Below are 19,872 nucleotides of genomic sequence, written 5' to 3'. Positions count from 1 at the left end.
CCGCTGCGCCGTCATGCGCGTCTAAAAGGCATTCTTCGGCAGCAGGACAGATCCGATCGTCCTGAATAGAATGTAAAAGTCGAAACCCAGCGACCAATTCTCGATATAGTGGAGGTCATGGTCGAAGCGCTTCAACAGCTTGTCCTCGGTGTCGGTCTCGCCGCGCCAACCGCAAACCTGCGCCCATCCGGTAATTCCCGGCTTGACCTTGTGGCGTGCCGCGTAAGACGCCACCACTTCCGAGAACAACCGCCCGCCGGCGCGCGTGTGCGGCGCATGCGGCCGTGGCCCAACCAGCGACATGTCGCCCATCAGGACGTTGAAAAGCTGAGGAAGCTCGTCGATGCTGGTCCGCCGCAGGATACGCCCGACCCGCGTTATGCGAGGATCCTCGCGGCTGGCCTGGTTGATCGCATGGACCTCGGCGCGGTCATGGTACATCGACCGGAACTTGAGCACATGGAAATGCTTGTTGTTGAACCCTTCGCGCGGCTGTCGAAAGAACACCGGGCCCGCTGAATCGAGCTTCACCGCAATCGCGGCGATCAATAATATAGGCCAGATTACGGCCAGGATGCACAGCGTCAGCACCTTGTCCTCGATCGATTTGACCGCTGCATCCATCCCTGAAATCGGCCTCTCGAACAGCGTCATCACCGGCATTTCGCCAAGCATCACCAACGGCCGGCGGGCAAATGCAAAACTTGCCAGGTCGGGCGCCAGGCGGATTTTCACCGGTGTCAGCGCCAACCGGCTGACAACCTGCTGCAGCCGCGTTTCCGCCGACCATGGCAACGCCACCACGACCTGGTCGACATGGCCATCGCGGATCATCGACACCAAAGCCGACAAGTTGCCCAGCACCGGCACGTTCGACGCTTCCGCCGGCACCCGCCCGTCACGGCGATCGTCGAAAAACCCGACCAGTGAAATGGTCAGGCGGTCGTGCGACTGGACGTAATCGGCAAAGCGCGCGCCCTGTGCCCCGGCGCCGAATATCGCCACCCGTTGGTTGAACGTGCCGCGATTCTTCAGACGCCGCACCCATATCGTCGAGATCGCGCGCAGCATCAGCAGCGTCAGGCCACCGGCGACGAACCAGCCCAGCGCCCAACCGCGCGACACGACGTCCGACGACTTCAACAAGAAGCCCAGCGTGATCATGAACAGCGCGACCGTCACCCATGTCGTCGCCACCCGCTGCCAGGCCCGGCGCAGCGAAAACTGCGCGTCGATGTCATAACAGCCAAGGCTTTCGGCGAGCACCCCATAGGCGATCGCCGCCACGAATACGACCCGGCCATAGCTCGACACGGCTTCGACCGACAGGCTGTCACGCACCAGGAAGGTTGCCAGCGCACCACTGGCAAGGACGGTCAGGAATTCGAGGACACGAACGCCAAAGATCGCCAGGTCGAGCGGAACGCCCGGCTTGCTGGTCTTCGGAGCTTCAAGAGGCGGTTGCAGCCGAACGTCCTTCATCATCGTGGCCCGGCACCGAAAGCAGTTGCCGCAAACTCGTATGCGACGAAAATCGAAGTTGTACCAATGGCAGTGGCCCCGGGGGCAAGAACTGTTGTAGGGACACGTATCGCATCAGGGGAAACAGCATGGAAACACCCTATGATTGGGTCACAATCATCATATTTGCCGGGCTTATCGTGCTCTTCCTGCAACGTTCGCAAGGTGTCGCTCGCGATCACCTGTGGCAATATCTCGTCGCCGCGGTCGGCTGCGCCACCACCAACTATCTCGGCAACGAGGCCCTCAAGCTCGATTCCACGGCTTACCACATGGCTGCCATCGCCCTTGGCGCCGCAACCTTGGGCTTTATCTGGTTTGCCCTGCGGCCGTTCAGCGAACCCAGCGACTAGGGCAGCGATTGGGGCAGCGAACGGCACGCCTGGCCGGGCAACGGTGCCGCACACAGGCGCCGACCCGGTCATCAGGCAATCATGGCCGCGGCCAATGGCCGTCCGATCAGGATATCGCGATCGCCCGGCGCCATCGCCTTGATCAACGCCGTCGCAAAATTCGATAGCTCGGCGAAGACCTCCGGCGACGTTTCCGCAACCGTCGAGATCCGCACCAGGATGCCATCGGCCAGATACCCGCGCATCTGCTGGCGCAGCTTCACCCGGCGCTGTTCGGCGCCATCGGTTGGCAGGTCGTCGCCGATCCGCGTCCAATAGGTAATCTGCTCGATCCGTGCGTTGCTGGTCGCGGTCAGTTCGCGGACCGGCAACTTCTGGCCATCGCCGAGCGGCACGAATGCCGTTCGCGATTCGGAAATCGTGAACCCGACCGCGGAATAGCAAGCCTCGGGGCGATGCAACTGCAGCGAATCGTTCTGGACCGCGCCATAGGCAATGACGACCATCATTGGCAGCCTGCCCTCGGCCACGTACAGTCGCGACATGGTCTGGCTGTAAAGCCGGTCCGCGAGGCTGCCGGGTGACTTTGGCATCACGAACTGGCTCGACGGATAATGTTTCCACTCGCCGATCTTCGCCGGAATGACATCGTCGATTTTGCGGTCGCCAAGCAAGACCAGCCGCGTCCGCGGGGTCAGTGCAAAGGCGCCGCCCGCGGCCGACAGCATCGCTGCGCCCATCAACAGGTCACGCCGGTTCATGCTCCAGCCTCCGCCGGCTGGGCCAGCCAGTTGCGCACCGGCGACAGGATCTTGTCGACCAGGAAAATGAACAGCAGCGCCGTCGTGAAGGTCACCATGCCGGCGAAATTATGCAGATACCCCTGCGCCGCGGCGTCGCCGAAATGGAAGGTGATCAGCACCAGCGCCGCCACCCGCACCATGTTCGCGGCAATGGCGATCGGCACCACGAGCATCAGCAACAGGATAGAATAACGCCAGTTACTGCCGCGCAGCATGTAGACATAGAACAACCCGATCGCCGAAAGACTGACCAGCGAATTGAGCCCCGCACAGGCATCCTCGACCAGCAGCTGGTAATTCGCGACATAGATCGTCACGCCGACACGGCCGATCGGATAGCCGAAATATGCCAGCACCTGGGTAACAACCTCGGACACCAGCAGCTTCAACGGCTGCGTCACTGCATCGAGCACCCAGCCCGGCACCGGGATCATGAACCCCAGGTAAAAGATCGGAAACCACAGCGACAGGATGACCCGCGCCCCGACATAGGCATGGCCAACCGACAACATCACCAACAGCAGCGCGGCGACTTCGATACTGACGAAATCGAACGCCCGGCCAAAGATATAAAGCGGCACGCCGATCGCCAGCCCGAGCGCGGTCAACAACACATTGCCCGGCACCATCTGCTCGCGGATCTCGGGCAGGCGCCGGAAGATCAGCCACAGCCCGGTCGCCAGCACGATCGGGCCATGCACGCCCGATTCGAGCGACCACGGCCCCCGTGCCAGCGACACCAGCGTCGGCACCGCCATGGCGAGCACGCCAAGAATAAGCGGCCAGTGGTGCAAGGTTACCTGCCGCCAGGCGACCCGGGGTTGTGAAACTATGGTTGCCACGATCAATATTCGTTGAGAACCGAGCCGATAACCGGACAGCGCGCTGCCGCCAATTGGCTGACAAGCGTCTGGACGTCGCTGAAATAGCTGTGGTCGCGGCGCGCCACCAGCAAGGCGTAGCCTGCCGCAGCACCGATCGTCAGCGCATCGGCGTTCGTGCTCGACGGCGGCGTATCGAAGATCACCAGGTCATATTCCCGCAACAGCATGTTGGCGCCGTCGCGGAAGCGATTGCCCGAAAGCAGCTCCTGCGGCCTCGTCACCGGCGGTCCCGCCGTCATCACCGACAGGCTGGGCAGCACGTTGGCATTCACCACCCGCTCCGGCCGCGCCACCTGCAACGACAAGAAGCTCGACAGCCCCGCAGCGCCGGGTTCGAGCCCGAAGAACTGGTCGATCCGCGGCGCCCGCATATTGGCGTCGATCAACAGCGTCTTGATGCCGACCTGCGACAGCGATGCCGCCAGATTGGCCGCCAGGAAACTGCAACCCGTGCCATCGACCGCCGACACGAATGCCAGCCCGCGGCGCCCCGAACGGATATGCTGGGCGATGATTTGGGTCCGCAGCAAACGGATAGACTCCGCCCGCACGCTCGACGGATCGCTCAGCACCACCAGTTCGGCCGAAACCGCACGGCGCCGCACATCCTGCAACGCCATGCTGTTGATCAGCTGGTCGCGCGCCTGGTCGAGATCATCCGTCGTAATGAACCCCAGTTCGAGCGCCGCCTGGTCGAAATCCAGGCCTCGCTCCGCCTGGTGTGCCGCGACCCGCGCCGTCTGGTCTTCCGACAGATAGCCCAGCCGCAGCAGCGCATCCCTGATCGGTGCATCGAAAATGTCCCGGCCATCGTCCACGCGTGATGATGCCCGATCGGCGAGGGAGGGATTGTCCATCAAATAATCACTCACTCGGCAGGTTGAAGATCGCCGCCCGCTGAACCGCCCCGGCTGAGCAGCTTGCGAATGCGTTCGCGGAGCGGCGACGGTCCGGCGTCGGTAATGACAGCCAGCACCGGCGCCTTGGCGGCAAAGTGCAGGTCCTCGGTGCCGCGAACCCGGCGCGCCAGGAGCTCGGTCACGATCGCCAGCACCAAGCCAAGCGCCAGCCCGAATGCCACCGAAAGACCGGTGATCTGCGGCCAGTTCGGAAACGACGGTGCCGTCGAACCGATGGCATCGCCCAGAATGACGAGCCCGGACTCCGAAACATTCGATTCAAGCCGCAGATCGGCCGTCCGTGCCGCCGATTTCTCATACTGCGACTGGCGCAGATCGACTTCGCGCTGCAGCTGGGCCAGCTGGTCGAGCTGGTCCTTCATGCCAAGCACGACATTCTTCTGCGCATTATAGGCCGACTGCAGCTGGGCAATCGATTGGCGCGACGATCCACTCTGCGCCGCTCCGGCCGCCCGCGCTGCGCCCTCTTCCTTCGACAGCTGCTCATTCAGCAACCGGCGCCGCGAGATCATCGCCTTGTAGGTCGGATGCTCGGTGCCCAGCTTCTCGGCCGCCTGCTCCATCTGGTCGTTGAGCGTCGCCACCTGCAGCTTCAATTGGTCGACAACCGCCGACGTCGTCGCCCGCATCGTCGCCTGGAACTGCTGGGAGCCCTCGGCCCCCTGCGCCGACAGCAAAGCACCCTGCAGGCCGGCAAGCTTGGTGCTCTCGGCCTCGGTGCCGCCCGGCGTGATGACGATGCCGTTTTCCTGCACGAATTTCGATTTGGCCCGCTCGGCCGCGGCCAGCGCCTTCTGCGCCCGCTCGGCCTGGTCGAGATACCAGTCCGCGGTCCGTCCAGCGCTATCGGTGCGAAAGCGCAGGCTGGCATCGATATACGAGGACCGCAGCAGCCCGACCACCGCCTTGGCGGTATCCGGATTCGGCGCCTCGAACTTGATCTCCATGATATTGGAGCCGTCGATGATGCTGACTTCGGTCGAATTGATGATGCGCTGGGCGCCCCAGCGCCGCAGATCGCCGGCACCGCCGGTTTCGGCCTGCCATGCCGCGACGATCGCCGGGTTTTCCGCCCAACCAAGCTTGTCGACGACTTCACCGGCAACCCGGTAGTCCTGGATGAGCTCCATCTGGGTCTTGATGTAACCCCGCGTCGCCCCGCCCGAGATCAACTGCCCGGTCACCGGATCGGGCTTGACGATATCGAGCAGCACGCGCGCGCTCGCCGGGTAACGCTCGGGCAACAGGCTCGCCACCGTCAGCGCCACGACGACGCAGGTTATCAGCGATGCGGCGATGATCCACCGGCGCGCGATCAGGATGCGCAGGAACTGCACGATACTCATTGCATCAACACTCCAGGCAAGCGACCAGCAATCATCAAAACAGCCGTTCCTTTACCACAATCACGTCGCCCTTACGGATTGTCTGCAAAAGATCGGCGTCGACTTCCTTGGCGCCGTCGCGGATCAGCCCGACCTTGTTGGACTGGCCCGTCGGCGTCACGCCGCCGCCGATCGCAATCGCCTGCCGGACCGACATCCCGGGCAGCACCGGGAACGCCCCGGCGCGGTTGATCTGGCCATAGATATAATACTGGTCAGCATCGGGTACGAACAGCGTGTCGCCATCCCGCACCAACGGATTCCGGTCGGTCTCGCCGCGTACCAGGCTCTCGGCCTCGAGGCGGACCTCGGGGCTACCCGGCCGGCGAAGATAGACATAGGACGCACCGTTTTCGCGGATCCAGCCCGACTTGAGCAGCACGTCGAGCACGCGGTACTGGCGGTCGAGCGCCACGATGCCGGGGCTGGTGACCTTGCCGGCAACATTAGCCGACTTGCTGACATAGGCGCCGATCTCGACGTTGACGACCGGGTCCTTCAGGAACCCGCCCTGCGTCAGCCGATCGGTGATCAGCTTGGCAAGGCCGATGTTGGTCAGCCCCGACGCTTTGACGTTACCAATCAACGGCATCACGATGCTGCCGTCGGACTTGATCCGGGTGGTGATCCCGGCCTCGGGCTGACCGTACACAATGACCTGCACCGTATCGTCGGCACCAAGTATATAACCACCATCGGTCGGGTCGGCCGCCATCGCCGCCGTACCGAAGGATACCATGCCGGCGATCGCTGCGACTCGAAGCAGCGTTGTGAAAAGCCGGCGAACGAATGCCAAGGACATCAAGATTGCCTCCCAAAGTTCAGGCGCAAGGACAAAAGAGCGGAAAAGCTGTTGAACGACAAATCTTCCGGATTGGATTGCCGATCCTGATACGCAAGCAGCAGGTTGACGGAATACAGCTTCACCGGGGCATAGCCAATACTTGCATATACGCGATTGATTTTGTCTTCGATGCGGCGCCGGCCTTCATCGCCAACGTTAATGAAACTATTATAATATTGTCGGCGATTATGCGTGGCACCGGCACCGACCGTCATCGATGATCCCAGCCGATAATCGACGTCGACGCCAAAATTGCTCTGCACCTGGAATTGCGCCCCGACGTTGGCACTCGCTGTCGAATTACGACCTGCGAACAGCGACGACGTGATCCGCGGGCTCGGCTGGTAAGTAATATTGGCGTCGTAACCCAGCCCCGAGAATTTCTCGCGGACGACCTCGGTGCCGACAAATCCGACCTGCGGCGGCGGCGCCGGGAAAATCTGCACGATTGTCGACGGATCGGGCATCGATTCGAGATACGACAGGCCGAGCGAGATGGAGAACCGCGACCCCAGTTCGCGCTGGAAGCCGAACCGGCCATTCATGATTTCGGCGCCGTCGTTCGTCACGCCGCCGCCCGGCAGAAAGACGTTGCGGTTCGGATAGCTGACCTGGTTCCACGTTCCCGACAGCGAGAACCGGCCAATATTCCCCAGCCCATAGCTGATCTGCGGGCTGACGGCCAGACTGTCGACGTCGAACTGGTTGCGCTCGGCGCTCTTGTTGCGCGTCTGGAATCGCCGGACACTGCCGCCGAAACCGATGCCGATCGGTCCCTGGCAGGTCACCGAAGCGCCAAGGGCCAGACGCTCCTGGACGTTCGGCACGACTTCCGCCTCTTCCGAGAACAGCGACTGCCGGCTGTTGAAATCAATGCCGACGCCGCCGGTGCAACGGTTGCCGGCAACCAGGTTGACGCCGCCGCCGATATTGTACCGGTTACGGTTCAGCCGCGTGTTGCGCAGGTAGAAATCCCGGCCGATGATACCGCCCAGATAGATCTGCTGCCGGCCGACCGGCACGCCGACCGATGCCGTCACCGATGGCGAGATCCGGAAATCGCTCTTGGAGCTGTCGGGACGCTGCAGGACCTCGTCGCCGGTGCGCAATATGTTGCTGTCGTACAATGTCCGGACGCTGGCCTCGAGCTGGTAACCACGGCCCGCCACAGCGGGTACCGAGGTCAACCCCGTGTCGGTGAAGCTGGGGTCATCGCCGGCCGTATTGGGTGCGGCGATCGCGGTCGCCGACAGCCCGACGGTTACGCTCGCTGCGGCCAACAGAACAGACCTGGACATCATTTTCCGCATCATATCGAAACCCCTTGGTTGGCTGCTGCTACACGCCCGCACTTGCTTCGGCAACTGTCCGCCGCATGTGCGAACTCAAGCCTTTCTACTCGATGAATGGCGTATTGTTGCGAAAAGCACCTGTTATTAAAACACGGGCTTGTATAGACCGGGCTCGATTGCGCGTATTGAGCAGAGTGAGAAGCAGAAATGATCTGGAAACGCTGGTCGCGCTCGGAACGGACCACAGCCGAGGCGGCCCCCGAGGCGCTGCTCGCCCCCGGTTTGTCCGACGCCTCGCGTTTCGACCCCGGCCTGACCGGCACGACATCGACGGCTTCTGACGGCCCGACCGTGTTCGCTGCCGGCACTGCCGATGGCACCCGCGAAGCCCGCCCGGCGTTCCTCGACACATTGTGGCGTGAGCCGGAGGAAGGCCCCCGCAACCAGGCGCTGCCGCGTTTCTCGGCATCGGCATCCGACGATGTCGAAAGCACCGACGCCGATTCGTCGCTGTCCCGTCGCAAATTGGCGCTGCGCGATGCGCTGGGCGCCTCGCAGCCGGTCATCGGCCGTGAGAGCTTTGCCGGCCGCCACGATGCACTGGCGCAGCTGATCGGCTGCATCGAGCAGCAGCGCGTCCATGTCGTCATCTACGGCGAACGCGGCATCGGCAAGACCAGCCTGGCGCATGTTTTCGCCGAAACCGCGCGTGAAGCCCGCTACCTTGTGCTGTATGGCAGCTGCGGCACCGAAGCCCATTTCGATGCGATGTTCCGCGCCTTTGCGGCCCGCATCCCGCGGCTTTATCACAAATCGGTCCTTCCGAATTCCGCAGAAGCCGAACGCGGCGACCATTTTGACACCATGCTCGAGGAACATTTCGGCCCGCGCGAACTCGCCGACCTGTTCGCGGACGTCACCGGCACCCGCGTCATCATCATCCTCGACGAATATGACCGGGTCCTCGATCCCAACTTCCGCCGCGACGTGGCCGAGCTCATCAAGAACCTGTCCGATCGCGCCGCGCGGGTCCAGCTGGTGCTGACCGGCGTCGCGCAGAACCTCGACGAGCTCATCGGCTATGCCCCGTCGATTCGGCGCAACATCGTCGGCTTACCGATGCGGCCGCTGTCGGCTGCCGAAGTTCGCGAAGTCATCGCCATCGGAGAAGTGGCCGCCGAAATCCGCTACTCCGACGAAGCCGTCGCCATGGTCACTGCCATGGCCGGTGGCTCGCCCTACCTTGTCCGCCTGCTCGCCCACCAGGCCGGGCTGGCGGCGCTGACCGACAAGCGCTCCGTCGTCGACGAAAAACACGGCCGGGCCGCCATCGAGCGCGTGTTGACTGACTGGAACGCCTCGCTGCCCCGCCGCGTCCAGGCCAGCCTCGGCCGCGACGAAGCCCGCTCGCAATGGCCACTGCTTATCGCTGCCGCCCGCGCCGGCAGCTCCGCCGACGGCTATTTCGGTGTCGACGACGTCTATACCGAGCTTGGCGGCACCCAGTCGCCGCCGCTGATCGAGCGCGACCTCAAGCGTTTTGCCCACCCGCACGACCTGCTCGAACTCCACGAATTCGAAAGCGAGGTGCGCTTCCGCTTTCGTTATCCCGGCGTGTCGTCGCTGTTGCTGATGTCGGCCGCAATGGCGCGGATGACCCCGTGACATCGGCTGGCCGGGGCCAATTGGCGCGCTGAACGCAGATGTTCTCGGGCATTGCCGAAAAGCTGCGGATCTGGCGATTGCGGCGCAACGAATATGAAAGCCTGCCGCTGCGAGCACATTTCGCGCGCCGCTGGCAGGTCGAGGTCGGCCTGTACAGCTATGGCTGCTTCGATCCGTGGCGAGTGCCGCCGCGGACCCGGATCGGCCGCTTTTGCTCGATCGCGAAATCGGCACGCATCCTCGATGCCAACCACCCGATGGAAGCGCTGACCACCCACCCCTACCTCTACGAAGCCCGCTTCGGCGTCGTACCGGCCGATCGCATCGACTCCGTCTGGCTCGATATCGCCGACGATGTCTGGATCAGCCACAACGCCATCATCACCCCCGGCTGCAAATCGATCGGCCGCGGCGCGGTCATCGGTGCCGGCGCGGTCGTGACCCGCGACGTGCCGCCCTACGCCATCATGGCCGGGATGCCCGCGAAACGGCTGCGCGATCGCTTCGATGCGCCAACGATCGCGGCGATCGAAGCGTCAGGCTGGTGGCTGCTCGACAAGGCGGCGCTCGCCGACCTCGTGCGCCGCAGCCCCGAATCGGTCTGGCACCCGACCCCGGCAAACCTGGCCCCGCTCGCTTGACTTCAGGTTCTGCCATGGTCGACAGCGCGCAACCCCGCGTCACCGTCATCATCCCGCACCTCAACACCCCCGAATCGCTCGGCCGCTGCCTCGATTCCGTCACCGCACAGCATCTCGACCGCGGCCGCGCCCAAATCATCGTCGTCGACAACGGCTCCTCGGTATCACTCGATGCTGTCAAGGCCCGCTACCGCGGCGTCGTTTTCGCCGCCGAGCCCCGTCCCGGCCCCGGCCTGGCGCGCAACCATGGCATCGCGCTCGCCGCCGCCCCAGTCCTCGCCTTCATCGACGCCGATTGCCGCGCCGCTCCCGGCTGGCTGCAGGCCGCCGTCGATGCGGTAGAAGCCGATCCCGCTCGCGCCATCATCGGCGGCGACATCCGCATCGATTTTGCCGATGCCGCGCACCTGACTCCGATCGAGGCCTATGAGGCAGTGTTCGGCTTCCGCCAGCAGATGTATATCGAGCAAAAGCATTTCTCGGTCACCGCCAACCTCGCCATGGCGCGCCGGGTCCATGCCATCGTCGGCGATTTCGCCGGCATCGACACCGCCGAGGACCTCGACTGGGGCCAGCGCGCCCATCGTCTCGGCTTCGCCATCCACTACCTGCCGTCGATGCGCGTGTACCACCCCGCGCGGCCCGACAGCACCGCTCTCGAGCGCAAGTGGCAGCGCCACACCCGCCACGACTGGAACGCACATGTCGCTGGCGGGCGTCCGGCGTGGCGCTGGCGGGCCCGCGCCGCGGCGATGGCGTTGTCGCTGCCGGTCGAAGCGCTCAAGCTGTTCACCTCGGACCGCATCTCCGGTGCGGCGAACCGCCTCGCTGGCGTCGGCGCCCTCGCCCGCATCCGCTGGTTCCGCGCCACCGAGATGCTGCGCCTGATGTCGGCACCCACCGAAAGCGGCGCCGATTTCTGGAATCGCAGCCCCTGATCGGTTGCCGACAAGTAAACATGGCACGCATTGCAGCGTTAAAAGTTGACCAAGGCGGCGCCTCAAGGGCATTGACTCCGTATCTTCAGTATCGAATCCGTTTTCAGGAGCATCAATAATGGCATTGGCACGTGTCTCCCTGCTGGCTTCGGCCGCAGTGGCGCTTCTCGCACTCTCGGCCTGCAACAAATCCGCCAAGCTTCCCGAAGGCCAGGTCGTCGCGACAGTCGACGGCACCGATGTCACCATTCACGAACTCAACGCCGAAATCGCGATGATCCCCAACAAGGGCGCCAACGCCCCGCGCAAGCTGGTTGAATCGGTCGCGCTGGCCCGTGTCGTCGAACGCAAGATGCTTGCCAAGGAGGCCACCAAGCTGGCGCTCGACAAGAATCCGCAGTTCCTTCTCGCCCGTACCCGCACCGACGAAGGCCTGCTCGTCCAGGCGCTGCAGTCCGATATCCAGCGCAAGGTCTCGCCGACGACCCGCGAAGCCGCGCAGAAGTTCGTCGCTGAAAATCCGCAGGTCTTCGGCGATCGCAAGATCTTCACCCTCGACCAGATCCAGTTCCTGCGCCCGGCCAATATCGACCAGTTGCCGTTCAAGGATGCCAAGACCATGGCCGAGGTCGAGGACATCCTCGTCAACGCCAACCTCGAATATCGCCGCGCCCCGCAGCAGCTCGACAGCCTGACCGTCGCGCCGGCGCTGACCAATCAGATCGTCAAGCTCAGCAGCAACCCCAACGCCGAGCCATTCATGTTCGCCGACCAGCCCGCCGGCGCGCCGGTCCCGGTGATCTACGTCAACCACGTGACCAACACCAAGACCCAGCCATTCACCGGCGAGCGCGCCATCGCCTATGCCCAAAACGTGCTGCAGCGCCAGGAAATCCAAAAGCGCCTCGCGAGCGAACTCAAGAAGTGGCAGGACGCCTACAAGTCCAAGATCGTCTACGCCAAGGGCTATGCCGCCCCTGACCTGACCGCTCCCGGCGCCAAGCCTGCCGCTTCCGGTGCCGCGCCGGCGACCCCGGCCGCCGCAACACCGACATCAGCGACTCCGACTGCAGCGACTCCGGCACCCGTCGCAAACTGATCGAGACGCGCCGCCGCCCCGCGGCGCGTCCCCTCCCTGCCTTCTGACAGGATCTGGCCCCTTGAAGACCCTCCGCATCGGGCTCCTCTGGCACGCAACCGCGGCCGGGAACCTCGGCGTCGGCGCGCTCAGCGTCGGCAACATCGCCCTCGCCCGCGAGGCCGCCGCCCGCGCCGGCGTCCGCCCGCACTTCACCCTGCTCGGCGCCCGCGAAACCGGCGTGCCCTACATCACCGATACCGACATCGACGTGCGCGCCCTCACCGGCCGCTACATGCTCTCCCCCGGCGGCTACCGCGCCGATGTCGCGAGGCTCGATATCCTCCTCGATATCGGCGCCGGCGACAGCTTCGCCGACATCTACAACGACAAGCGCTTCGCCTATATCGTCGCCACCAAGGCCATGGCGATCGCCATGGGCAAGCCGCTCATCCTGTCACCGCAGACCATCGGACCCTTCACCCGGCAACCCCACACCGCCATCGCCGCCTGGATCTGCAACCGCGCCGCGCAGGTCTTCGCCCGCGACCCCCTCTCGATGCAGGTCCTCCAGGACCTCAGCCCCCGGGCCAAGGCCCACCAGGTCATCGATGTCGCCTTTGCCCTGCCCTACGACCGCCCAGCCGCGCGAACTGGCGGCCCAATCAAGATCGGCCTGAACGTCTCGGGCCTGCTGATGAACGGTGGCTATGCCGGCGGCAACCAATACGGCCTTACCGTCGATTACGCCGCCCTAACCCGCCGCCTCATCACCGAATTCGCCGCCATCCCGGACACCGAAGTCCACCTCGTCCCCCACGTCTACGCCCCCGGCATGCCCACCGATGACGATGGCGCCGCCGCCGACGCCCTCAAGGCCGAATTTCCCCACCTCGTCCGCCATCCGGACTTTACCTCGCCGTCGGCCGCCAAGTCGTTCATCGCCGGCCTCGATTTCCTCGTCGGCGCCCGCATGCACGCCACAATCGCCGCCTACTCGGCCGGCGTCCCCGTCGTGCCGATCAGCTACAGCCGCAAGTTCGAGGGCCTTTATTCCGGCCTCCACTACCCCTGGCTCGTCCCTGCCAAGGGCATGACCACCGATGCCGCCACGTCCTTCATCCTCAGCGCCTTCGCCAACCGCGCCGATCTCGCCCGCGACATCGCCGCCGGCACCCCCGTCATCACCCGCGGCCTCGAGGACTATACCGCCGTCCTCGCCACCGAATTCAAGCGCCTCGCCGAAAAACAATGAAACCCTTCAAACGGCTCGGCGTCGTCCACGCCCGCCTGCGCCGCGGGCCTCTCGCTAACCGCGCCGCGCTGGTCGCCTATATCCGCGCCAACCCCAACATACCCGAGGCGATCTTCGCCTCGGCCATCAAGTTCGTTGGCGCCGCCGTCAGCTTCGGCTTCAGCTTCCTCATCGCCCGCAACCTCGGCCCGGTCGGCACCGGCGGCTTCGCCCTTGCCCTCACCACCGGGCTCTTCGGCTCGACAGTGGCGCTGTTCGGCCTCGATTATGTCCTGCTCCGCTCGATGGCGGGCAGCATCCGCGAGGGCAACCCCGCCGCCGCGCGCGGCATCTCGCGCACCACCACGCGCATCGTCGCGGTCTTCGCCGTCATCGTCGGTGCCATCCTCATCCTCGCCGGCGGTCCCGCCTTCGCCGCCCTCCTCGGCGGCGAGATCGACCAGCGCCTCGTCATCCTCGCCGGCATCGCCGTCCTCCCCCTCGCCATGATCCGCGTCGCCATCACCTCGCTGCGCGGCGCCGGCTTCGTCCTCGCCGGTCAATGGCTCGAAGGCCCGCAGGCTACGCTGCTCGCCATGCTCGCGCTCGCCGGCCTCGTCCTCATCGGGACAAAACTCGACGCCCTCGATGTCAGCCTCCTCTATTTCGGCATGGTCACCTTCAGCGGCGCCGTCGCCTGGATCATCTACGCCCGCCACGCCCGCAAATGGCCGCCCGCCGCCCCCCAGGCGGTCAAGCCCCTTCTTGCCCAGGGCTGGCAGATCAGCTTCATCGTGCTCAGCCGGATGGCCGTCGACTGGATCGTCCTCCTCAGCCTCGGCGCCTATGCGTCCGTCGCCGATGTCGGCCAGTTCCGCGCCGCCTGGCAGGTGGCGATGCTCATCACCCTCATCGTCACCACCTTCGATACTGTCTCCGGCCCGCGCATCGCCGCCGCTCACCGCGTCGGCGACACCGCTCATATCCGCCAGATCCTGCGCCAGGCGGTAATGACCATGTCGGCGCTCTCGCTCCCGCTTTTCGTCGTCATGCTCGGCTTTCCCGAGTGGGTGCTCGGGCTGTTCGGCCCCGAATTCGTCGTCGGCGCCACCGCGCTGCGCATCCTGGCGCTCGGCCAACTCGTCAACATACTCGCCGGGCCGCTCGGCGCCGTCATGGTGATGACCGGCGAGGAGCGCTGGGCGGCGCGCATCTCGGTCGCCGCGCTCATCCTGCTCGGCGTATTCTGCGTCACCCTGATCCCGGCATTCGGCCTCGTCGGTGCCGCGCTCACCACCTCTCTGACCCTGGTGTTCCGCACCGTCACCCAATATGTCATCGTTCGCAGGGTCCTTGCAGCACGAGATTAACAACAGGTTTCGCCAAATCCTTCGCGATCAAGTATTTGCTGCGTTGCAATATTTCTTACCGCCAAACCCGGCATTATCCGTTGCAGCCACCGCCCCTTGCCGGTATCCCGCACCAACGCGGCCAGAGTATCGGCCGGCCCCAACGGCAGGAACATACATGACTGAACGGCGTGGTATTATCCTGGCAGGCGGCTCCGGCACCCGGCTCTATCCACTGACCAAATCGGTCTCCAAGCAGCTGATGCCGGTCTATGACAAGCCGATGATCTACTATCCGCTGTCGGTGCTCATGCTCGCCGGCATCCGCGAGATCCTGATCATTACCACCCCCGCCGACAGCGCCGGCTTCCGGACCCTGCTCGGCGACGGTTCCGACTGGGGGCTGTCCATCCAGTACGCCGTGCAACCCGAGCCCAAGGGCCTCGCCCAAGCCTATCATATCGGTGCGGAGTTCGTCGGCGATCGGCCCTCCACCCTCATCCTCGGCGACAATATTTTCTACGGCCACGGCCTCCCCGAACTGCTCGCCAATGCCTCCGATCGCACCGACGGCGCTACCGTTTTCGGCTATTACGTCAAGGACCCCCAGGCATACGGTGTCGTCTCCTTCGACGAAAACGGCCGCGCCGCCACCATCGAGGAAAAACCCGCCAACCCGCGCTCGAACTACGCCGTCACCGGGCTTTATTTCTACGATGGCGACGCCGTCCGCCTCGCCCGCGACGTGCAACCCTCGCCGCGCGGCGAGCTCGAGATCACCGATCTCAACCGCCTTTATCTCGAAGCCGGCAAGCTCGATGTCGAGCTCATGGGCCGCGGTTTCGCCTGGCTCGACACCGGCACCCATGGCTCGCTGCTCGACGCCGGTCTCTACGTCCGCATCGTCGAGGAACGCCAGGGCCTCAAGATCTGCTGCCCCGAGGAAATCGCCTGGCGCCAGGGCTTCATCACCGCCGACCAGCTCGCCCGCATCGCCGAGCCGCTGCGCAAATCCGGCTACGGCGAATATCTCCTGACCCAGCTCCGCATCGCCGGATGACCAGCGCGGCGCCATCGACGGGCGAGATCGGGCCGCGGGCAATCGCGTCCTCCCCCGCCCTCGCCCGCGTCGAGCGCGGCCGCCTCTGCACCGGCTGCGGCCTCTGTGCCGCCATCGCCCCCGCCGCCATAACCATGGCGATGACGCCCCCCGGCTACCTCCGCCCGCGCCAGTCCGCCCCGCTCACCCCGCCACAAGAGTCCGCCATCGCCGCATCCTGCCCGGCCCTCGTCATCGACGAACGCGGCCTCACCGCACCCGTCGACGATGCACTCTGGGGCCGCGCCCATTTCATCGGCACCGGCCACGCAACCGACGCCGCCCTCCGCCACCAGGCCTCGTCGGGCGGCGTCATCTCCGCCCTGTTGGTCCACGCCCTCGAAACCGGCCTCGTCGCTTTCGTCGTGCAAACCGGCGCCGACCCGCTGCTGCCGATGGCCAATGTCACCACCGCATCGACCACCGCCGCCGAGGTCTTCGCCTCGGCCGGCTCGCGCTACACCGCGTCCGCCCCCCTCGCCGATCTCGAAACCTGGCTGACCCGTCCGGGCCGCTTCGCCTTTGTCGGCAAGCCCTGCGACGTCTCGGCCCTTCGCGCCCACGCCCGCACCGATCCGCGCGTCGATGCCAAGGTGCCGCTGATGCTCGCCTTCTTCTGCGCCGGCATCCCCAGCGCCGCCGGCACCGGCCGCATCCTCGAGCGCCTCGGCGTTGTTGCCAAGGACGTCGCCACATTCCGCTACCGCGGCGACGGCTGGCCCGGTTTCGCCACCGCGACGCTCAACGACGGCTCGAGCCACCGCATGAGCTACGCCGACAGCTGGGGCGATATCCTGTCCAAGGAAGTCCAGTTCCGCTGCAAGATCTGCCCCGACGCCATCGGCAACGCGGCGGACATTGCCTGCGCCGACGCCTGGATCGGCGACGAACGCGGCTACCCCAGCTTCGCCGAACAGGACGGCCGCAGCCTCGTCATGGCGCGCAGCACCGCCGGACTTGCCTTGCTTGACGACGCCCGCAATACGGGCCGCGTCGAAACCGCCCCCCTCGCCATCGACCAGATCGCCCTGATGCAGCCCGCCCAGGCGCGCCGCAAAAAGGAAATTCTCGCCCGCCTTGCCGCCATGGCCGTCACCGGTCGCCCCCGCCCGCACTATCACGGGCTTCAACTCTGGCAGGCCGCAGCCCGCGGCACGCCCCGGCAACACGCCCGCAGCTTTGCCGGGCTGGTTCGCCGCCTGTTACAGGGACGCGCCTGAATGATCGTCACCGAAACCACCCTGCCCGGCGTCATGCTGATCGAGCCGCGCGTCTTCGGCGACGATCGCGGCTTCTTCCTCGAAAGCTGGAACGCACGCAGCTTCGCCGACGCCGGCCTCGATCTCACCTTCGTCCAGGACAATCACAGCCGCTCGGCCCAAGGTGTCCTGCGCGGGCTCCACTATCAACTCGCCAACCCGCAGGGCAAGCTGGTCCGCGTCACCTCGGGCGCCGTCTTCGATGTCGCCGTCGACGTCCGCCGCAGCAGCCCCAATTTCGGCCAATGGGTCGGCTACGAACTCTCCGACACCAACAAGCGCATGCTTTGGGTCCCACCCGGTTTCGCCCATGGCTTCGTCGTCATCAGCAAAACCGCCGATTTCCTGTATAAATGCACCCAGCTTTACGACCCGTCGGACGATCGCGGCGTCCGCTGGGACGATCCCGCCATCGGCATCGACTGGCCGGCCGGCGGCCTGCCCCCCACCCTCTCCGCCAAGGACGCGACAGCCCCGCTGCTCGCCGACGCACAGGTGTTCGCCTGATGACCGCCACAACCATTGCTCTCATCGCCGGCGCCGGCGGCCAACTCGGCCGCGCCCTCCAGGAAACCGCGCCTCCCGGCACCAGCGTTATCGCCCCGCCCGAGGCCGATTTCGACATCACCGACCCCGACACCGTCGAGCGCATCGTCGCCGAGCATCGCCCCACCATCGTGATCAATGCTGCCGCCTATACCGCCGTCGACAAGGCCGAAACCGACGCTGCCACCGCCCAGCGCGTCAACGTCAACGCCGTCGGCCTGCTCGCATCGGCCGCGCGCCACGCTGGCGCCGCCTTCGTCCAGGTCTCGACCGACTTCATCTTCGACGGCACTGCGTCATCGCCGTACCCCCCAACCGCCGCGCCCAACCCGCTCGGCGTCTACGGCCGCACCAAGCTCGAAGGCGAGCAGGCCGCGATCGACCTCCACGGTGCCCCCCTCATCCTGCGCACCGCCTGGGTCTACGCCGCGCAGGGCAACAACTTCGTCCACACCATGCTCCGCCTGATGCGGGATCGCCCCGAGCTCCGCGTCGTGGGCGACCAGATCGGCACCCCCACCCACGCCGCCGGCCTCGCCCGCGCCGTCTGGGCGCTGTCCGGACACACCGGCACCTTCCACTGGACCGACGCCGGCACCGCATCCTGGTATGATTTCGCGGTCGCCATCCACGAGGAAGCCATCGCCATCGGCCTCCTCGAAAACGCCATCCCGATCATCCCCATTCGCACCTCGGACTACCCCACCCCGGCGCAGCGCCCGGCGTACAGCGTCCTCGACAAATCGGCGACCTGGGCCATTACCGGACCGGCGGCGCACTGGCGCACCGAACTCCGCCTCTGCCTCGCCGCCATAAAAGACGCCGCAATCAAGAAAGCCATCTCGTGACCAACCTTCTCGTCACCGGCGGCGCCGGCTTCATCGGCGCCAATTTCGTCCATTACTGGCGCGAACATCACCCCGCCGACACGATCACCGTGCTCGACAGCCTGACCTATGCCGGCAACCGCGCCAACCTCCAGGGCGCCAACAGCGCCGAGCTCGTCGTCGGCGACATCCGCGACACGCCGCTGGTCGAATCGCTCCTCCGCGACCGCGGCATCGACACGCTCGTCCACTTCGCTGCCGAAAGCCATGTCGACCGCTCGATCCACGGCCCCGCCGCCTTCATCGACACCAACATCCTTGGCACCATGAGCCTGCTCACCGCCGCCCGCAGCGCCTGGCTCGGCAACGATGCCAAGCCCCACCGCTTCCACCACGTCTCGACCGACGAAGTCTATGGCAGCCTTGGCCCGAACGACCCGGCCTTCAGCGAAACCACCGCCTATGCTCCCAACAGCCCCTATTCCGCCTCGAAAGCAGCGTCGGACCATCTCGTCCGCGCCTGGCACCACACCTACGGCCTTCAGGTCTCGACTTCGAACTGTTCGAACAACTACGGCCCGTATCAATTCCCCGAAAAACTGATCCCGCTATTCCTCATCAACGCCCTCCATGGCCGCCCCCTGCCGATCTACGGCGACGGCATGCAGATCCGCGATTGGCTCCACGTCGAGGACCATTGCCGCGGTATCGAATCGGTCCTGCTCAAGGGACGCATCGGCGAAACCTACAACATCGGCGGCGGCGCCGAGCTTCCCAACATCACCGTCATCGACACGTTGTGCGCAGCCGTCGACAAGGCCTTCGAGACCGATCCGAGCCTGAAAGCCCGCTTCCCCGACGCCCCCGCTGCCCGGAACATCCCCACCAACACCCTGAAAACCACCGTCACCGATCGCCCCGGACATGATCGCCGCTACGCCATCGACGAACGCAAGGCCCGCGCCGAACTCGGCTACACCCCCGCCCGCGACTTCGAAACCGGCTTCGCCGCCACCCTCGCCTGGTACCTTCAGAACGAATCCTGGTGGCGCTCGGTCCTCGACGGCAGCTACCGCGACTGGGTCGAAACCAACTACGCCGCCCGCAGCTAGACCCTCGGAACCACCTATAAACGTTCGTCATGCTGAACTTGTTTCAGCATCCATCCCGCGGCCAGTCTATCCTCGCAGTCGATGCCGGCCCATACCCGGCACGACCCTTCTCCACCGAGCCC

19 protein-coding genes are annotated in these 19,872 nt (G+C 65.3%); 12 read left to right on the top strand and 7 right to left on the bottom strand.

The annotated features are described in order from the left end of the window. Positions 1 to 21: 21 nt before the first annotated feature. Positions 22 to 1,485: an undecaprenyl-phosphate glucose phosphotransferase gene (locus IEW98_RS03755; RefSeq protein WP_188761592.1), complete on the bottom strand. Its 1,464-nt coding sequence runs from the start codon at positions 1,483 to 1,485 to the stop codon at positions 22 to 24. Between the two features lie 125 nt (positions 1,486 to 1,610). On the opposite strand from IEW98_RS03755, the gene IEW98_RS03750 reads away from it, so the two are divergent. Then, positions 1,611 to 1,874 (top strand): XrtV sorting system accessory protein, encoded by a 264-nt coding sequence (locus tag IEW98_RS03750; protein ID WP_188761591.1) that lies wholly within the window; start codon positions 1,611 to 1,613, stop codon positions 1,872 to 1,874. A gap of 71 nt (positions 1,875 to 1,945) precedes the next feature. Here the strand turns inward: IEW98_RS03750 and epsI are convergent, their stop codons facing one another. Genes epsI through IEW98_RS03720 form a run of 6 tightly spaced genes read right to left on the bottom strand, consistent with a single transcriptional unit; the run spans position 1,946 to position 7,990 of the window. Continuing rightward, complete coding sequence (epsI, locus tag IEW98_RS03745; RefSeq protein ID WP_188761590.1) at positions 1,946 to 2,635, bottom strand: exosortase-associated protein EpsI, V-type; 690 nt, start codon at positions 2,633 to 2,635, stop codon at positions 1,946 to 1,948. Next, the gene (gene xrtV / locus IEW98_RS03740) at positions 2,632 to 3,519 is read right to left on the bottom strand and encodes an exosortase V (protein WP_243450539.1); all 888 of its coding nucleotides are present in this window, start codon (positions 3,517 to 3,519) and stop codon (positions 2,632 to 2,634) included. Before xrtV ends, epsI begins: the two co-directional genes overlap by 4 nt. A 2-nt stretch (positions 3,520 to 3,521) precedes the next feature. Continuing rightward, entirely contained in the window at positions 3,522 to 4,418 is an 897-nt protein-coding gene (locus tag IEW98_RS03735; RefSeq protein ID WP_188761589.1) for a diutan polysaccharide export protein, read from the bottom strand. Between the two features lie 11 nt (positions 4,419 to 4,429). Next, on the bottom strand, positions 4,430 to 5,827 hold the full coding sequence (locus IEW98_RS03730; RefSeq protein WP_188761588.1) for a Wzz/FepE/Etk N-terminal domain-containing protein: 1,398 nt from the start codon (positions 5,825 to 5,827) through the stop codon (positions 4,430 to 4,432). 34 nt (positions 5,828 to 5,861) lie between these two features. Continuing rightward, a complete protein-coding gene (locus tag IEW98_RS03725; RefSeq protein WP_188761587.1) occupies positions 5,862 to 6,662 on the bottom strand; it encodes a polysaccharide biosynthesis/export family protein in 801 nt (266 codons plus the stop codon). Between the two features lie 5 nt (positions 6,663 to 6,667). Then, positions 6,668 to 7,990: an outer membrane beta-barrel protein gene (locus IEW98_RS03720; protein ID WP_188761586.1), complete on the bottom strand. Its 1,323-nt coding sequence runs from the start codon at positions 7,988 to 7,990 to the stop codon at positions 6,668 to 6,670. Positions 7,991 to 8,209: 219 nt separating this feature from the next. Here IEW98_RS03720 and IEW98_RS03715 point away from each other — a divergent pair, with 219 nt between their 5' ends. From IEW98_RS03715 to rfbB, 11 genes are all read left to right on the top strand, one after another. Next, positions 8,210 to 9,667: an AAA family ATPase gene (locus tag IEW98_RS03715; RefSeq protein ID WP_188761585.1), complete on the top strand. Its 1,458-nt coding sequence runs from the start codon at positions 8,210 to 8,212 to the stop codon at positions 9,665 to 9,667. Positions 9,668 to 9,705: 38 nt separating this feature from the next. Next, entirely contained in the window at positions 9,706 to 10,308 is a 603-nt protein-coding gene (locus tag IEW98_RS16710) for a CatB-related O-acetyltransferase (RefSeq protein ID WP_188761584.1), read from the top strand. Continuing rightward, entirely contained in the window at positions 10,305 to 11,246 is a 942-nt protein-coding gene (locus tag IEW98_RS03705; protein ID WP_188761583.1) for a glycosyltransferase family 2 protein, read from the top strand. The genes IEW98_RS16710 and IEW98_RS03705 overlap by 4 nt, the downstream gene beginning before the upstream one ends. 118 nt (positions 11,247 to 11,364) lie before the next feature. After that, on the top strand, positions 11,365 to 12,345 hold the full coding sequence (locus IEW98_RS03700; protein ID WP_188761582.1) for a hypothetical protein: 981 nt from the start codon (positions 11,365 to 11,367) through the stop codon (positions 12,343 to 12,345). Positions 12,346 to 12,406: 61 nt separating this feature from the next. After that, complete coding sequence (locus IEW98_RS03695) at positions 12,407 to 13,579, top strand: polysaccharide pyruvyl transferase family protein (RefSeq protein WP_188761581.1); 1,173 nt, start codon at positions 12,407 to 12,409, stop codon at positions 13,577 to 13,579. Beyond that, on the top strand, positions 13,576 to 14,928 hold the full coding sequence (locus IEW98_RS03690; protein WP_188761580.1) for an MATE family efflux transporter: 1,353 nt from the start codon (positions 13,576 to 13,578) through the stop codon (positions 14,926 to 14,928). Before IEW98_RS03695 ends, IEW98_RS03690 begins: the two co-directional genes overlap by 4 nt. 157 nt (positions 14,929 to 15,085) lie before the next feature. Beyond that, complete coding sequence (rfbA, locus tag IEW98_RS03685; RefSeq protein ID WP_188761579.1) at positions 15,086 to 15,967, top strand: glucose-1-phosphate thymidylyltransferase RfbA; 882 nt, start codon at positions 15,086 to 15,088, stop codon at positions 15,965 to 15,967. After that, complete coding sequence (locus IEW98_RS03680; RefSeq protein ID WP_188761578.1) at positions 15,964 to 17,226, top strand: Coenzyme F420 hydrogenase/dehydrogenase, beta subunit C-terminal domain; 1,263 nt, start codon at positions 15,964 to 15,966, stop codon at positions 17,224 to 17,226. The genes rfbA and IEW98_RS03680 overlap by 4 nt, the downstream gene beginning before the upstream one ends. After that, positions 17,227 to 17,772, top strand: a complete 546-nt coding sequence (rfbC, locus tag IEW98_RS03675) for a dTDP-4-dehydrorhamnose 3,5-epimerase (protein WP_188761577.1) — start codon at positions 17,227 to 17,229, stop codon at positions 17,770 to 17,772. Beyond that, positions 17,772 to 18,659, top strand: coding sequence for a dTDP-4-dehydrorhamnose reductase (gene rfbD / locus IEW98_RS03670; protein ID WP_188761576.1), 888 nt, complete (start codon positions 17,772 to 17,774; stop codon positions 18,657 to 18,659). Before rfbC ends, rfbD begins: the two co-directional genes overlap by 1 nt. Then, entirely contained in the window at positions 18,656 to 19,750 is a 1,095-nt protein-coding gene (rfbB, locus tag IEW98_RS03665; RefSeq protein ID WP_188761575.1) for a dTDP-glucose 4,6-dehydratase, read from the top strand. The genes rfbD and rfbB overlap by 4 nt, the downstream gene beginning before the upstream one ends. Positions 19,751 to 19,872: the final 122 nt, after the last annotated feature.

It is taken from the genome of Sandarakinorhabdus glacialis, from assembly GCF_014643455.1.
Taxonomy (GTDB): Bacteria; Pseudomonadota; Alphaproteobacteria; order Sphingomonadales; family Sphingomonadaceae; genus Sandarakinorhabdus; species Sandarakinorhabdus glacialis.
This window is presented reverse-complemented; position numbering and strand designations above follow the sequence as displayed.

Excerpts from the sequence above, each read along its gene's own strand:
- rfbC (WP_188761577.1), top strand. The coding sequence starts at position 17,227 with ATGATCGTCACCGAAACCACCCTGCCCGGCGTCATGCTGATCGAGCCG.
- IEW98_RS03735 (WP_188761589.1), bottom strand. The coding sequence starts at position 4,418 with ATGGACAATCCCTCCCTCGCCGATCGGGCATCATCACGCGTGGACGAT.
- IEW98_RS03730 (WP_188761588.1), bottom strand. The coding sequence starts at position 5,827 with ATGAGTATCGTGCAGTTCCTGCGCATCCTGATCGCGCGCCGGTGGATC.
- rfbD (WP_188761576.1), top strand. The coding sequence starts at position 17,772 with ATGACCGCCACAACCATTGCTCTCATCGCCGGCGCCGGCGGCCAACTC.
- IEW98_RS16710 (WP_188761584.1), top strand. The coding sequence starts at position 9,706 with ATGTTCTCGGGCATTGCCGAAAAGCTGCGGATCTGGCGATTGCGGCGC.
- IEW98_RS03690 (WP_188761580.1), top strand. The coding sequence starts at position 13,576 with ATGAAACCCTTCAAACGGCTCGGCGTCGTCCACGCCCGCCTGCGCCGC.
- epsI (WP_188761590.1), bottom strand. The coding sequence starts at position 2,635 with ATGAACCGGCGTGACCTGTTGATGGGCGCAGCGATGCTGTCGGCCGCG.
- IEW98_RS03715 (WP_188761585.1), top strand. The coding sequence starts at position 8,210 with ATGATCTGGAAACGCTGGTCGCGCTCGGAACGGACCACAGCCGAGGCG.
- IEW98_RS03680 (WP_188761578.1), top strand. The coding sequence starts at position 15,964 with ATGACCAGCGCGGCGCCATCGACGGGCGAGATCGGGCCGCGGGCAATC.
- rfbA (WP_188761579.1), top strand. The coding sequence starts at position 15,086 with ATGACTGAACGGCGTGGTATTATCCTGGCAGGCGGCTCCGGCACCCGG.
- IEW98_RS03750 (WP_188761591.1), top strand. The coding sequence starts at position 1,611 with ATGGAAACACCCTATGATTGGGTCACAATCATCATATTTGCCGGGCTT.
- IEW98_RS03755 (WP_188761592.1), bottom strand. The coding sequence starts at position 1,485 with ATGATGAAGGACGTTCGGCTGCAACCGCCTCTTGAAGCTCCGAAGACC.
- IEW98_RS03700 (WP_188761582.1), top strand. The coding sequence starts at position 11,365 with ATGGCATTGGCACGTGTCTCCCTGCTGGCTTCGGCCGCAGTGGCGCTT.